We start from the raw sequence: 14362 nt of genomic DNA on the forward strand, positions 1-14362 counted from the left end.
AACTCGCAACATTCAGCTTGGAAGGCTGACGCTCTACCAATTGAGCTATTCCCGCGTTGTGAGTGCAAATATAAGGTCAATAAAACCACTTTTGCAAGTGTTTTTAGAATAAATTTTATAACTTTTTTCTAATAAATTAATTTTGAAACATTTGACTTGTTGATTTTTTTTTTAGAAATTAGTTTAAAATATAATTTGAATGACATTTGAAGATTTATTTAACTTAATAGAGCGAAATAATTTCAAATCAAAAAATGATTTTATTGTAGCTGTAAAACTTTTTGATGCCGAAAATGATTGGCCAGAACCTTCTACAACTTTAGAAGAATTTATAGGTAAACTTGAATATGAAATAGGAGAGGAGGTTTTTCATCATCGTTTAATTTCTAAATTAGAAACCTATTCTTTAACAAATGATGCATGGAAAGTTGAGAGTTTGATGTCTATAAAAGATATTGTAGACCTTGATTTGAATAAAAGTTTGAGAACAATTGTTAATGAGTTTGTAGCGAATAATGAAACAATTTAAAATTATGAAGTTGCTTTTCGTATTCCTGTTTGCTTACGTAGCATTTAGTTGTAAACAATCTGTGATAGAAACAAAAGTGAGTAAAGAGTTAGATTACGAGTTGAAAATTGCATCAAACCAAAAAGCTTTGTTGATTTTATTTCCTTGTTTTCCTTGTGATATAGAACATACAAAACAAGAAGCGAAATTTATAAAACATATAGACCAGCAAGGAATTACGACTTTGTTATTTAATTTTAACCAAAAATTATATTTATCCGATCAGGAGAAAAAAAATATAATAACTCGACTGATTGATATATTAAATCAACATCAATTAAATAAAGTTAACCTTTATATAGGAGGATTTTCGAGTGGAGGGAATGTAGCAATGTTGATAGGAAATGAACTGATGAAAGAACAAAATAGTATCCAGCCTAAAGGTGTTTTTGTAGTCGATTCTCCAATTGATTTAGAAGAATTATATAAAAGTGCAAAAAAGGATATTGAAGAGAATGTAAGTAAAGCTGCGGTAGAAGAAGGCAAATTTTTAATCGAGCTTTTTAATAAAGAATTAGGTGCTCCAGAAGATTCGATTCAGAACTACGAGTATTATTCACCCTATTTAATGTCTAAAAATTCTAATAAGAATATTCAATTTTTAAAAAATATTAAGATAAGATTATATTGTGAGCCAGATATAGAGTGGCAAAGTTCGAATAGAAATAGAACTTATGAAGATTTGAATGCTTTTAAATTAAAAAAAATGGCTTCGCATTTGAAAGCAATTGGAGCGAAGAGTGTAGAGTTTATTGAAACGGAGAATAGAGGCTTTAGAGCAAATGGTCAGAAACATCCGCATTCTTGGAATATAGTAGAGAAGGAAAGTTTAGTTGATTGGATGTTGAATTAGTCTACATTTTTCTCATTATAAAATCTTCCTCATTTGTTTCACCTAAATTAAACTGAAAAATTTCACCGTAATTTACAGGGATTTTGAATGCATTTTTAATTGGTATTTGCAACAAATAACACCATATTAATCGAATTACTCCGCCATGAGCAACAATTAATATTTTTTGAAGTTTGGTATTTCTTAAGTCGTTCATAAAATCAGAGATGCGTAAAAACATTTCGTACATCGATTCGCCATTTGGAGTTGGTATCGTTACAAAATCATCGTACCATGGATTGATTTCTTCCGAAGGAATTTCGTTCCAAGGTTTCATTTCCCAGTCTCCAAAATTGAATTCTTTCAATCGATTATCTAAAATAATTTCTGTAGAAAAAGTGTAGGCTAATTGTTGACAACGATTCAATGGACTCGAAAAAATAGTATCAAAATCGTGATCGATTTTAGCATGTATTTCTTTTACTTCGTCTAAAAACGTGTCTGTCAAATCGACATCGGTTTGTCCGTAACAAACCGATGAAGGGATTTTGACTTTTGTATGTCGTATTACAAAAATTTGCATATAATCAGTATTCCTAAATAAAATAAAACTTCGGTAACTTGTTGTACAGTTCCCAAACAATCGCCTGTATAACCGCCTATATATTTCTTAAAATACCAACCCAAATAGACTTTACCTATATAACAAAGTGGTAAAATCAACAAGAATTTCCATTCGCCAAAAACTATAAAAGGAAGTAAACAAAATAGAAAACTTATGAGCAAGTTTTTAATCGGTAAAGCTTTACTCGCCATTGGTTTTGATTTGCTTTTGTCAATATCGGTGACATATTCGTGGGTGTAAATCATCATTCCAGAAAAAAAACGACTTACCGAATGTGCAGCAATTAAAGTGAAAATAATCAACCAAAAATTATCTTCTGCAATGTGTTTCAGAGAGGTGAATTTTAATAACAATAACAAGATTGCACCGATAACTCCATAAGCTCCAATTCGGCTATCTTTCATAATTGTCATAATTTTTTCTTTACCATAACCTCCTCCAAAACTATCGCAGACATCAGTAAAACCATCTTCGTGAAAAGCACCAGTCAACAAAATACTTGTAATCATGGTGATAATAATTGCAATATCAACAGGTAAAATAAATTGACAAACACTATAAATAATCGCATTAAAACAACCAACCAATAAGCCAACCGCAGCATAATATTTTTGCGATTGATTCATAATTTCGTTGCTGTAAGGAATCTTGAATGGAATTGGAATTCGAGTAAAAAACATCAATGCCGTTAGGAAATAAGTAATTTCTTTTTTTAGCATTCCACTTCAGTTTCTTTATTACTGACACCAGCAGATTCAAAACTTGCCATATCATTAAAGAAATTTACTGCACTTTTAATAATTGGATAAGCCAAAGCACAACCTGTTCCTTCTCCTACGCGTAAATTGATTTTCAAGATAGGTTCTTCGTTGAAATAATTTAATAGATAACGATGTCCAATTTCATCACTTTGATGACAAAAAATAGCGTTTTTCAAAATTTCAGGTTTCAATTTTGATGCGACTAAAATTGCAGCTGAAGCAATATAACCATCTATCATCAACAGCATATTATGTTCATAAGCAGCGAGCATTGCACCTGTCATTTGCGCGACTTCAAAACCTCCGAAAGTTGCTAAAATTTGTTTCGGATCATTTATTTCACCTTGATTTTCCTTTGCTTGAGTCAGAATATTAATCTTATTTTGTAATTGTTCATCATTCAAGCCTGTACCTCGGCCAACACATTGTTCAAGTGGAAGTTGAGTTAAATAGTGAATAATCATTGATGCAGATGAAGTGTTTCCAATTCCCATTTCCCCAAAACCAATAATATTCGTTCCGTTTTGAGCGATTTCATCAACAATTTTCTTCGAATGATCAAAGCATTGTTGCAATTCTTCTGCATTCATTGCAGGTTCGTACAAAAAGTTTTTGGTTGATTTTGCAATTTTGCAATTTTTCAGAACCGAATAATCTTCAAAATTATAATTGACTCCTGCATCAACAATTGTTAAATCGATTTCATTTTGATTACAAAAAACATTAATAGCAGCCCCATTATTTAGGAAATTAATAACCATTTGCGGTGTAACCTCCGCAGGATAAGCACTTACGCCAGATTGTGAAATACCATGATCGCTTGCGAAAACAATTAGATGTGGATTAACTAATTCTAAATGATTTTTTTGTTGAACTAAACCAATCTTCAAAGCGATTTTTTCTAATAAACCTAAAGCTCCAAGAGGTTTTGTTTTAAGGTCAATAAGGTGTTGAATTTCTTCTTTTAGCATGTTTTTATAAACTAAGTTTTAATAAAAATGCTTTCGAAATCAAGTGCAATCAATTCAACAAAAACCGAGATTATTGTAGTTTTGATTGAGCTTCAATCGCGAAAGCATCATCTAAAAAGTGGTCTGGCTTATAGTGTTCACTACTTACAGTTGCGCGACAGCTCGAGATTTGCACTCGATTCCCTTTTGTGCAACTAATGTAAGAAAATAATTATGATTTGAAAAAATTAAACTTTTTTAAAATTAATTGATTACAAAAATTTATAATTATGTAATATATTTAACCACCTCTACTTACCTTTTAAATAAGATCAATTTTTAATGGAAAATTTTCACATCCCAACGAACGAAAAGCAAAGATTGCAAGCCGTTTACGATTATAATTTACAAGGACATGATAAAGACGAAGAGTTGGAGGTTTTTGCAAATGCTGCGAGTTTGATTTGTAATGCGCCAATTGCGTTAATTTCTATTTTTGATGAAAATTATCAAGTGATTAAAGCAAATTGTGGAATAGATGTAGATATTGTTCCACGTCAACAAACTATTTGTCAATTTTCTTTAATGGAAGAAGAAATTTTGGTGATTGATGATGTGACGAAATTTGAACCTGCAAAAAATATTGCTGGAGTAAAAGCTGCAAATATTAAGTTTTATGCTGGTGTTCCGTTGATTGATGACAATGGAAATGTTTTGGGGACATTATGTGTAAACGATCATTATCCAAGAACGTTAGACGAAAAACAACGCAATTTATTGATTCAATTAGGGAAAAATATTACAAAATTATTGGTCAGTAAAAAACGAAAAAAAGACGCTGCTTACTTTCAAAATATCTATAAAATTTCGAATAATTTAATTGGAGTTGCTGATATTAATGGTGTATTGAAATCAATTAACCCAGCTTTTAAAAAAGTTTTAGAAGTTAAAAATGACCAATTAATTCGTTCAAAAAATTTCTTAGACTTTGTTTCGGAAAAGGATAAGAAAAAAGTTCAAATGTTTTTGGCTGATTTGAAAACTAATTCAGGTTCTATTGACTTCAAATGTTTGATGTGTTCAATAGAAACGAAAGAAGAAAAAATGGTTGAATGGTATACTAAATTAAACACTTCGTATGATAACGAGATTTTCTTATTTGGACGAGATATTACACTTGAAAACTCTAAAAAGGAGGAACTAGAAAACAGTGAACGTAAGTTTAGAAATTTTTTCAATTCTTCGCTTGGTTTAATGACGATTCACGATTTGGATGGTAATATTTTATCCATTAACAAAAAAGGTTTAGAATCGATAGGTTATACTGAAGAAGAATCGAAAGATTTGGATCTTAAAAAATTAATCCCAAAATCTAATCAAAAAGAATATCAAATCTATATAGAGACGATTTTAAGTAAAAAGCAAGATTCTGGTTTGATGAGCTTGATTAAGAAAGATGGTTCGTTAACATATTGGTTATACAATAATATTTTGGACAAAGATAATGATGGAAATCCGATTGTGATGAGTACTGCGGTTGATATGACGCAACGAATAATCTTGGAAAGAGACTTGAATCGTGTTCGTCAGTTACTAGATCATACGTACGAAGTTGCCAATGTTGGAGGTTGGAAATACGATTTAGTTAAGCAAAAATTAATTTGGACTGATATAACGAAAAAAATCCATGAAGTTGAACTAGATTATGAACCAAATGTAGAAACTTCACTCAATTTTTATGAAGCAAAAAGTAGTTATCCAAAAATAAAGAAAGCTTTTAGAGATGCGGTAGAAAAAGGAATCGGATATGATATGGAGTTGCAAATAGTTACCCAAAAAGGAAAAACAATTTGGGTAAGATGTAAAGGAATTCCAGAGTTCGTAAATGGAAAATGTGTTAGCGTTTTTGGAACTTTTCAGGATATTGATGAGAGAAAACGTTATACGTTAGAGTTGGCTCGACAAAAAGCTATTTTCGAAACATTTATTAATCATGTACCTGCATCTGTTGCAATGTTTGATAAGGATATGAATTATCTAACTTTGAGTAATCAATGGTGTGATGAATTTGTAGTAAAAAAGAAAAATGTGATCGGAAAATCTCATTATGAAATGTACAATGTTCCAGAAGAAAGAAAAGCGATTTATGACGCTTGTTTGCAAGGTGAAAGTTATTCGGATGAAGATATGATTTATCGCACACCAAAATATGATACGGATCAACACTATTTATGGGCGATTCATCCGTGGTATATCAACAAAAAACAGATTGGTGGTCTGATTATGTTTTCGCAAAATATAACAGAATCTGTCAAGAAAAATAAAGAACTTAAAAAAGCTAAAAAGAATGCTGATCTCGCTAGTAAGGCAAAGTCTGAATTTTTAGCAAATATGAGCCACGAGATTCGAACGCCGTTAAATGGTGTGATTGGTTTCTCTGATTTATTGTTGAAAACGCCACTTAATCCGACTCAAAAACAATATTTGAATTTTATTAATGATTCTGCAAATTCATTATTGTCAATAATAAATGATATTTTAGATTTCTCTAAAATTGAATCCGGTCGAATGGATGTTTTGATAGAAAAAAATAATTTGTTCGAGTTAGGAAATCAAGTAATCAATGTGATTCTTTATCAAGCCGAAAACAAAAAAATTGAATTATTGTTGAATATAGATAATAATTTACCTCAATTTATTTGGATTGATGAAGTTCGTCTAAAACAAGTTTTGATTAATCTACTTGGGAATGCCGTGAAATTCACCGAAAAAGGTGAAATAGAACTTAAAATTAGTCAAGTCGAACCAATTAAAGAAGGGAAGAAAGCGAAACTTAGATTCTCTGTTCGCGATACTGGAATTGGGATTAAACCAGAGAAACAATCCAAAATTTTTGATGCTTTTACACAAGAAGATAGTACTGTAAGTAAACGTTTTGGAGGAACAGGATTAGGGTTAACCATTTCAAATAAATTGTTAAATTACTTCGGAAGTCATTTAGAATTGGAAAGTGAAGTCGACAAAGGCTCTACATTTTACTTTGATTTGGAAGTGGATTACGAGTATAATTTTAATCAACAATTTGACCATTTAGACGAGATAAAACATGTTCTGATTGTGGATGATAACCAAAGTAATCAGGTTATTTTGAAGCATATGTTAGAGTTTAAAAAAATCACTTCTGACCTTGCAAATAACGGAATGGAGGCGTTGCAAAAAGTGTTGAATGGTGAAGTGTATGATGTTATTTTGATGGATTATCACATGCCTGTTTTAAATGGTTTAGAAACAATTCAGAAAATAAAAGAATACGTTGAGTCGAAACAAACAAAAATACCTTTAGTGTTATTGCATAGCTCATCTGAAGATGAATTTTTGATTCAGAAAGCTAAAGAATTAGGGATAAATTCTCGTTTATTAAAACCAATAAAATCAGAAGAATTATTCGAAACATTACGAAAAAGTATCATCGATTCGAAGGAAAATCAAACATTAGAAATAGAAGAACCAAACGAAAATACACAAGATTTTTCTAAACAATTTCATATTCTTATTGCTGATGATAATATGGTGAATATGGCACTGAATCAGCAAATCATAAAAAATATAGCACCAAATAGTGTGTTGTACACGGCTATAAATGGAGCTGAAGCAGTAGCTGTTTGTCAAGAAAATCAAGTTGATTTAATTTTAATGGATATTCAAATGCCAGAAATGAATGGTATTGATGCAACGAAATTTATTCGATTGATTAATAATTATCAAGATGTCCCGATTATTGCCGTTACAGCGGGAAATGTGAAAGGCGAAAAAGAAAGATGTCTTGAGGTTGGTTTGACTGACTTCTTAGCGAAGCCAATTCGAGAAAATGATATAGTAGATATGATGAAAAAATGGTTGGATTTTTCTCAAGAAACGCAAAATGAAAACGAAGATTTTGGAAATCATATTGATGTATCAATGATTGATAATTATACAAAAGATGATGAATCGTTCAGAAAAACGTTTATCGAAATTATTATCAATGAATTAGAAAAAGACAAAATAGCGTTTAATACGCATAGTAATAATAGAAATTTAGCACAAATCAATCAATTAGGTCACAAAGTAAAAGGAACTTCGAAAACGGCTGGACTTTTTATTTTGGCTGATTTAACTGAACAAATTGAAAAAGCAACTACGATTAACTACGTAGAAGAAAACCAACTTATTATGCGAATAGAAAACGAAATTGAATTAGTTATTAATTATTTAAAAAATATTTAAAAACCAATAGAATGCAGATTTTAATTGCCGAAGACGACGAATTGATTTTAAAAACAATTGAGCATAAACTTAAAAAAGAAGGCTATACAGTTGTTTTAACACGAAATGGAAAAGAAGCAATCAACAAGATAGAAACAGAAAATATTGATCTGATTATTACTGATATTATGATGCCTTTTGCTTCTGGTTTGGAGATTATTAGTGCTGTTAGAAAGAGTAAAAATGCTGAAACACCTATTATTATTTTGTCGTCTTTAGGACAAGAAGATGTGGTTGTGGAAGCTTTTGATCTTGGTGCAAATGATTTTATGGTAAAACCATTTAGTCCTGTTGAATTATCAGTACGCGTAAAAAAAATCTTAAAATAATACAATGATTATCCTACAAATCATAACATATACCGAGTTAATCGTAGGAATTTATATTCTACTTATTTTACTTTATTTGATTATCATATATACATTGTTGAAAAGTATTATTGAATATAAAATCATTACAAAGAAAAATAAGTGGAATGCGATTATTGATCAAGAGATTTATGAAACGATTTTAGAAGAAAATAATCAACAGAATACAGATTTTAATGATTATTTAAAATCAAGTTTATTCAAACATTATTTCATTAAAAAACTCCTAAAAGCAGAACATAACTTTTCGGGAAATTCTAAAGAGAATATTCGTAATTTATTTGGACAATATCAACTCAAGAAAATATCCTTACAAAAATTAAACAGTAAAAAAGGATACGAAATAGCCGAAGCTATACAAGAAGTGACAGCCATGAATTGCATCGAAACTTTGCCTAAAATTAAAACTTTGCTACATCATAGAAATGAGTTGGTTCGTACAGAAGCTCAATATGGTTTGGTGAAATTCTCTGGTTTTGAAGGTTTATATTTTTTAGATGATTTACAAGAACAATTAACAGATTGGCATCAATTAAAATTATTGGAAGCAATTAACACTTTACCAAATAATGATGAGGTTGAGCAGTCAATTTCGAATTGGTTGAAATCAACGAATCAGAGTGTAAAAGTTTTTGCGATGAAATTGATTCGTAAGTTTCAATTGTTACAAATGCACGATTTGGTTGCGGAAAATTTGCACGATTCTGATGAAAAAACCTTGAAAGAAACAATTAAAACTTTGGTTAGAATCGAAAGTGAAACCACTTCAACTTTATTCATTCATCATTACGAAAGATATGAAGAGAAATTTCAATTGCAAATTTTGAAAGCTTTAGAACTAATTTCAAATCCAGAAAATAGTTTATTCTTGAAAACTCAGGCGATAGAAAATGAATCATTTTCAGTAAAAAAAGCAAGTGTGAAAGCATTAATCCATTGTTGTGATAAAAATGAGGTATTACAACTTTCAACTCAATCAAATTCTCCCGAATTAAGACAAATTATTAATCAAATTATTCAAGAACACTAATCATGAATTGGCTTGAAACCGCTTTCGATTTTTTTATTTATGGATTTCTTTTTTATTCTATCCTTTTAATTATTGTGTATGGATGGATTGGACTTTACGCAAAAGGAGCAATTAAATCATATATCCGAAAAAATAGTTTTACAGATTATTCCCTGATCGCAACTTCTTCAAATGCACCAACGTTTAGTCTTATTGCTCCAGCTTATAATGAAGGGGCTACAATTGTAGAAAATGTACGCTCGTTGTTGTCGTTGTATTATAATCAGCTCGAAATTATTATTGTAAATGATGGATCCAAAGATGATTCGTTGCAACGATTAATTGAGGCGTATGATTTGATTAAAATAGATTATTTCGTTGAGGGAAATATCAAAACAAAACCTATAAATGCGATTTATAAAAGTAGCAATCCTGTTTTTAAAAAATTGGTAATTGTTGACAAAGTAAATGGTGGAAAATCGGATGCGTTAAATGTTGGAATTAACATCGCGACAAATGATTACATAGTTTGTATTGACGTTGATTGTATCTTAGAACAAGATGCCATCCTAAAGCTTGCTAAACCTTTTATGGACGAAGCAAAAGCTAAAGTAATTGCTTGTGGTGGCGTGATAAGATTGGCCAATAATTGTACGATTATCGACGGTAAAATTGTAGATGTTAATTTGCCAAAAACTCGTTTGGGTAGAGCTCAAGCGTTAGAATATATCAGAGCGTTTGTTTTGGGAAGAATGGCATGGTCGCGTGCCAATGGATTGATGTTGATATCAGGTGCTTTTGGTGCTTTTGATCGCGAAATTGTATTGCAATGTGGAGGTTACGATCACGATACTGTAGGAGAGGACATGGAATTGGTGGTGCGCATGCGTCGTTATATGCACGAAAACAAGTTACCTTATAAAGTTGTTAATATTCCGGATCCGCTTTGTTGGACCGAAGTTCCTGAAAGTAAAGAAATTTTAAATAAACAGCGCAATCGTTGGATGCGTGGAACGATAGAAACATTGTGGAAACATCGTATTTTATTTTTCAATCTGAAATATGGAAAGTTAGGGATGATGAGTTATCCTTATTGGTTTTTCTTTGAGTTTTTAGGTCCAATTATCGAATATCTTGGATGGATTATTTTCTTTATTCTAATGTTTTTAGGGTTGATCAATTGGCATATTTTCTTTCCTTTAATGATTTTTGTATTGCTTTACGGAATTTTATATTCGATTTATGCCATTTTGATTGATTTGATGACGTATAACGTTTACAACAAGAAAGGAGATATTCCAAAATTGTTTTTAACCGCGTTTATAGAGCCATTTACTTTTCATCCTTTTGTAGTTTTAGCTGCCGTAAAAGGAGTAAAGGATTTCTTTTTGAAAAATAATTCATGGGGAGAAATGACGCGACAAGGTTTTGGAGGAAATCAAGCAAAAGAGTTGTCTGTTTTGCAAAAAATGAAATTAGGATTTGTGAATTTAGTTCAACAAACGACTTTTATTTCATTGATTTATCTTTTACTTTTTGGGGTATCTACAATTGTTGAAATTTCTTTTTATAAACAAAATTTAACCCCACATGCTCATCAAACATTATTTCTTGATTTATTTGTTCACAATATTGATTTTGCTTTAGACAGTATTTTTATCGTTAGTTTAATTTACTTCTTATTGCAATTTTATTCTATCGGTTGGGCGAAGAAATGGGTTATTTTTGCTTATTCATTTTTAATTGTTGCAAATATAGGATTGATAAAATATTTTGAAACGACGCTCAACTTATTAGGTTCCGATTTATTTTTATACACATTCGATGAGTTAAAGCTGATTATTGGAGCTTCTGGTGTTATGAATGTTACCAATATTATTCTATCTCTGGTTGTAATTAGTTTATTGACGTTGATTTTTACGTACAGTTATAAATTAAAAATCAAGCAGAAATATCTCCAATTTCCGCTGATTGTACTAAGTCTTTTCGCGATTATTATTCCGATTAATCTGTTTGTAAAGGATGCAGAGAATGATGAGTTTTCGTCTAATTTAGTTTTAAGTAAATCGTCTTATTTTTTTTCAAATTCATTAGAACAATTTGCTGAAGATAAAATAACCGAAATTGATTTCTTGAATGCAAATTCAACTGCAAAGAATCAAGATAACCGAAATTATCCAGACAAAGAAAATTATCCATTTTTATACCAAGATGATAACCAAAACTTTTTTGCAAAACAATTCAATTTATCAACTGAAAAGCCAAATGTTGTTTTTATTGTAATTGAAGGTTTGGGGAGAGCATATAGCAACGACGGAGCGTATTTAGGATCGTTTACACCTTATATTGATCAACTATCTAAAAAGAGTTTGTATTGGGAAAATGGATTGAGTACGACGGGAAGAACATATGGTGTTCTACCAGCGTTAACAGGTTCTTTGCCATTTGCTGAAAATGGTTTTATGGAGCAAAATAACTTACCTCAACATTTCAACTTGTATAATTTATTGAAAAGTAATGGTTATAAAACGGGGTATTTTTATGGTGGTGATGCAGATTTTGACTTTATGTCTAAGTATTTGTATTATTCGCAAGTGGAAACGATTATAGATGAAGATGATTACGGAAACGATTATGCGAAAATCCCTTCGAATAATGGCTTTTCTTGGGGATATGATGATCATTCGGTTTTTAAAAAATATTTAACAATACAGAAAGAAGATGGTCAACCTTATTTTAATGTTTTAATGACTTTAGCGACGCATAGTCCATTCTTGATAAACAATGTTGAGAAATACAATAAACAGTTTGATAAGTTGGTTGAAACAAGAAATTATGATGCGACAACTTTAGCTACAATCAAAAAATATAAGCAGCAATTGGTTACTTTTTTAAGTGTAGACGATGCGTTAAAAAATTTTTTTGAAACATATCAAAAACGTTCAGATTTTAATCAAACTATTTTTGTGATAACAGGAGATCATAGAATGCCAGAAGTGCCGATGGAAACGAAAATAGATCGTTTTCATGTGCCAATTATAGTGTATTCACCGTTATTGAAATCACCAAAAAAGATGTCGAATATTGTCACGCATTTTGATATTGCCCCAACATTTGCGACTTATTTTAGAGATTCATATAGAATGAACTTACCGCACCATGTAACATGGATGGGACAAAATCTGGAAAATGGTAAGTCAAATTTCAGAAAACAAGGTGTTCCGCTAATGCAAAACAAGAATATTTTGGATGATTATGTTTTCGAAAATTATCATTTGTCAGGAGGGAAGTTATATCGAATCGAAAAGAATTTAACAGAAGATCTTGAACAAAATTCAAAAATGGAAGATGAGTTAAAGAATCGTATGAAGTCGTTTAAAACAAAAAACCATTCGTTGAAAAATATTCAAAAAATGGTTCCTGATTCTTTATTTATAAAATATATTAATTAGAATTTTCGACTATACGAAACACTTACATCATATTGATTTCCTTTTTGATTTGGACGATATTCTTGGTTATAATAATTTGCACCGATTGTAATTAAATTTAAATCTTTGATCGAAAAATTATAATTAGCTCCAATTTTAAAGGATTTCAATTTGTAAGTAGTATTTTCTAAAAGATTATTGTTAAAATCTTCTGGAGAAATACCTGTCCCTATCGCTAAACTTAAATAATTATTAGCATCACCCGTATAATAACGCGTTGTAAAGGTATACGAATGAGAGATGTTATGATCGCTTGGAGTAACAAATGCTCTTAAGTTAAACCAATAATTTTTGTAGTATTTTCCGATAGATCCTGTAAACATCCAAACATCATCAGAAAAATGAAGTTGACGATATCCTAATTCAGCTTCAAAACTCTTTGGTAAATTTGCATATAATGATGCCCCTGTACGGTATTTTGGGAAAATACCATCACTATCTGAATATCCACCACCAATATACATGTAAAATGTCTTAGAGAGTCTCGGATAAGCTTCTACTTCGTATTGTACACCATTATCTTTAAATTTGTTGGCGTAATTCACTTTAAAAATCAATGAGCCCAAAGCAGTTTGACGTTTGTAACTGACTGAAACTTGATGCCAATCATCAGCAAATTGTTTATCGAAATGTGAATAATTGTAATTTACACCAATTGCATTTTTCGTATTATTAATTTCGATGCGATTAGCCAATTCGCGTGCTTCCGTATTTTTAGGATTAATCGCAATTAATTCTTTGATTGTTTCTGATGCATCACTATAAAGATCCCCTGAATTCTGAATCTTAGCTTTTAACAATAATAGTTCTTCATGCTTAGGGTATTTAATTAAACCACGATCAATGATAGATATAGCTTCTGTATAATTCTCATTCCAATATTCAAGCGAAGTGTAGGCCAAATAAAAATCAGTTGAAGGATCCATGGTTTTTTCTATATTCTGAAAAACTTTTCGAGCTTCATCCGTTTCATCATTCCATGTGTAAATTCTTCCCAAGAAAACAGCTATATCAGTATATTCTGGAGATTGTGCTAAAGCTTGTAAAGCTAATTTCTTTGCAGCTGTATAATCTTTTTCTTCGAAAGCTTTGTGTCGAGCTTCTAGAAATAAATCATCTGAACTTTTTGTTTCTTGGCTATAAGAAAATAAAGGTAAAAAGGTAAGAGTAAATAGGGCCTTTCTTAAAAATGATTGTTGAATCATGTGTTAAAAACGTACTTTGTTAAAGCGATAAAGATATAATTATTTGAAGCATAAAAAAAGCCCAAGAAAATAAATTCTTGAGCTTTGTTGTACCTCAGGCGGGACTTGAACCCGCACGTCCTAATGGACACAGGATTTTAAGTCCTGCGTGTCTACCAATTCCACCACCAAGGCATCCACTTCTAAGAAAGAAGTTGAGCGGGAAACGAGACTCGAACTCGCAACATTCAGCTTGGAAGGCTGACGCT

The 14362-nt window shown here is 30.9% G+C and carries 10 protein-coding genes, 1 tRNA gene and 1 riboswitch; of the genes, 6 read left to right on the forward strand and 5 right to left on the reverse strand.

Annotated features, from left to right (window positions below; all coding sequences use genetic code 11):
- Nucleotides 1-199: 199 nt before the first annotated feature.
- Together Q0616_RS05850 and Q0616_RS05855 are read left to right on the forward strand one after the other, a co-directional pair.
- Nucleotides 200-529, forward strand: coding sequence for a hypothetical protein (locus tag Q0616_RS05850; protein ID WP_298775760.1), 330 nt, complete (start codon nt 200-202; stop codon nt 527-529).
- Between the two features lie 4 nt (nt 530-533).
- Complete coding sequence (locus Q0616_RS05855; protein ID WP_171621970.1) at nt 534-1421, forward strand: thioesterase domain-containing protein; 888 nt, start codon at nt 534-536, stop codon at nt 1419-1421.
- 1 nt (nt 1422) lies between these two features.
- On the opposite strand, the gene cobC is transcribed toward Q0616_RS05855, so the two are convergent.
- Genes cobC through cobT form a run of 3 tightly spaced genes read right to left on the reverse strand, consistent with a single transcriptional unit; the run spans nt 1423 to nt 3757 of the window.
- The gene (cobC, locus tag Q0616_RS05860) at nt 1423-1983 is read right to left on the reverse strand and encodes an alpha-ribazole phosphatase (protein WP_171621971.1); all 561 of its coding nucleotides are present in this window, start codon (nt 1981-1983) and stop codon (nt 1423-1425) included.
- Nucleotides 1968-2744: an adenosylcobinamide-GDP ribazoletransferase gene (locus Q0616_RS05865; protein ID WP_171621972.1), complete on the reverse strand. Its 777-nt coding sequence runs from the start codon at nt 2742-2744 to the stop codon at nt 1968-1970. Before Q0616_RS05865 ends, cobC begins: the two co-directional genes overlap by 16 nt.
- Complete coding sequence (gene cobT / locus Q0616_RS05870) at nt 2738-3757, reverse strand: nicotinate-nucleotide--dimethylbenzimidazole phosphoribosyltransferase (protein ID WP_260542139.1); 1020 nt, start codon at nt 3755-3757, stop codon at nt 2738-2740. Before cobT ends, Q0616_RS05865 begins: the two co-directional genes overlap by 7 nt.
- Nucleotides 3758-3852: 95 nt before the next feature.
- Nucleotides 3853-3995, reverse strand: a riboswitch (cobalamin riboswitch).
- Between the two features lie 83 nt (nt 3996-4078).
- On the opposite strand from cobT, the gene Q0616_RS05875 reads away from it, so the two are divergent.
- From Q0616_RS05875 to Q0616_RS11885, 4 genes are read left to right on the forward strand one after another with little or no spacing between them, the layout of a single operon-like run.
- Nucleotides 4079-8002: a response regulator gene (locus Q0616_RS05875; RefSeq protein ID WP_260542141.1), complete on the forward strand. Its 3924-nt coding sequence runs from the start codon at nt 4079-4081 to the stop codon at nt 8000-8002.
- An 11-nt stretch (nt 8003-8013) separates the two neighbouring features.
- Nucleotides 8014-8370 carry a response regulator transcription factor gene (locus tag Q0616_RS05880; RefSeq protein WP_171621975.1) on the forward strand — a complete coding sequence of 119 codons (357 nt, stop codon included), beginning with the start codon at nt 8014-8016 and terminating at the stop codon, nt 8368-8370.
- 4 nt (nt 8371-8374) lie between these two features.
- Complete coding sequence (locus Q0616_RS05885; RefSeq protein WP_298775769.1) at nt 8375-9439, forward strand: hypothetical protein; 1065 nt, start codon at nt 8375-8377, stop codon at nt 9437-9439.
- 2 nt (nt 9440-9441) lie between these two features.
- On the forward strand, nt 9442-12870 hold the full coding sequence (locus Q0616_RS11885; RefSeq protein ID WP_366940266.1) for a sulfatase-like hydrolase/transferase: 3429 nt from the start codon (nt 9442-9444) through the stop codon (nt 12868-12870).
- Here the strand turns inward: Q0616_RS11885 and Q0616_RS05900 are convergent.
- Together Q0616_RS05900 and Q0616_RS05905 are read right to left on the reverse strand one after the other, a co-directional pair.
- The gene (locus Q0616_RS05900) at nt 12867-14114 is read right to left on the reverse strand and encodes a YaiO family outer membrane beta-barrel protein (protein ID WP_298775772.1); all 1248 of its coding nucleotides are present in this window, start codon (nt 14112-14114) and stop codon (nt 12867-12869) included. The genes Q0616_RS11885 and Q0616_RS05900 overlap by 4 nt on opposite strands.
- A gap of 90 nt (nt 14115-14204) precedes the next feature.
- Nucleotides 14205-14288, reverse strand: a tRNA-Leu gene (locus Q0616_RS05905).
- Nucleotides 14289-14362: the final 74 nt, after the last annotated feature.

This window comes from uncultured Empedobacter sp. (assembly GCF_937930195.1).
Lineage (GTDB): Bacteria > Bacteroidota > Bacteroidia > Flavobacteriales > Weeksellaceae > Empedobacter > Empedobacter stercoris.

Excerpts from the sequence above, each read along its gene's own strand:
- Q0616_RS05850 (WP_298775760.1), top strand. The coding sequence starts at position 200 with ATGACATTTGAAGATTTATTTAACTTAATAGAGCGAAATAATTTCAAA.
- Q0616_RS05855 (WP_171621970.1), top strand. The coding sequence starts at position 534 with ATGAAGTTGCTTTTCGTATTCCTGTTTGCTTACGTAGCATTTAGTTGT.
- cobC (WP_171621971.1), bottom strand. The coding sequence starts at position 1,983 with ATGCAAATTTTTGTAATACGACATACAAAAGTCAAAATCCCTTCATCG.
- Q0616_RS05865 (WP_171621972.1), bottom strand. The coding sequence starts at position 2,744 with ATGCTAAAAAAAGAAATTACTTATTTCCTAACGGCATTGATGTTTTTT.
- cobT (WP_260542139.1), bottom strand. The coding sequence starts at position 3,757 with ATGCTAAAAGAAGAAATTCAACACCTTATTGACCTTAAAACAAAACCT.
- Q0616_RS05875 (WP_260542141.1), top strand. The coding sequence starts at position 4,079 with ATGGAAAATTTTCACATCCCAACGAACGAAAAGCAAAGATTGCAAGCC.
- Q0616_RS05880 (WP_171621975.1), top strand. The coding sequence starts at position 8,014 with ATGCAGATTTTAATTGCCGAAGACGACGAATTGATTTTAAAAACAATT.
- Q0616_RS05885 (WP_298775769.1), top strand. The coding sequence starts at position 8,375 with ATGATTATCCTACAAATCATAACATATACCGAGTTAATCGTAGGAATT.
- Q0616_RS11885 (WP_366940266.1), top strand. The coding sequence starts at position 9,442 with ATGAATTGGCTTGAAACCGCTTTCGATTTTTTTATTTATGGATTTCTT.
- Q0616_RS05900 (WP_298775772.1), bottom strand. The coding sequence starts at position 14,114 with ATGATTCAACAATCATTTTTAAGAAAGGCCCTATTTACTCTTACCTTT.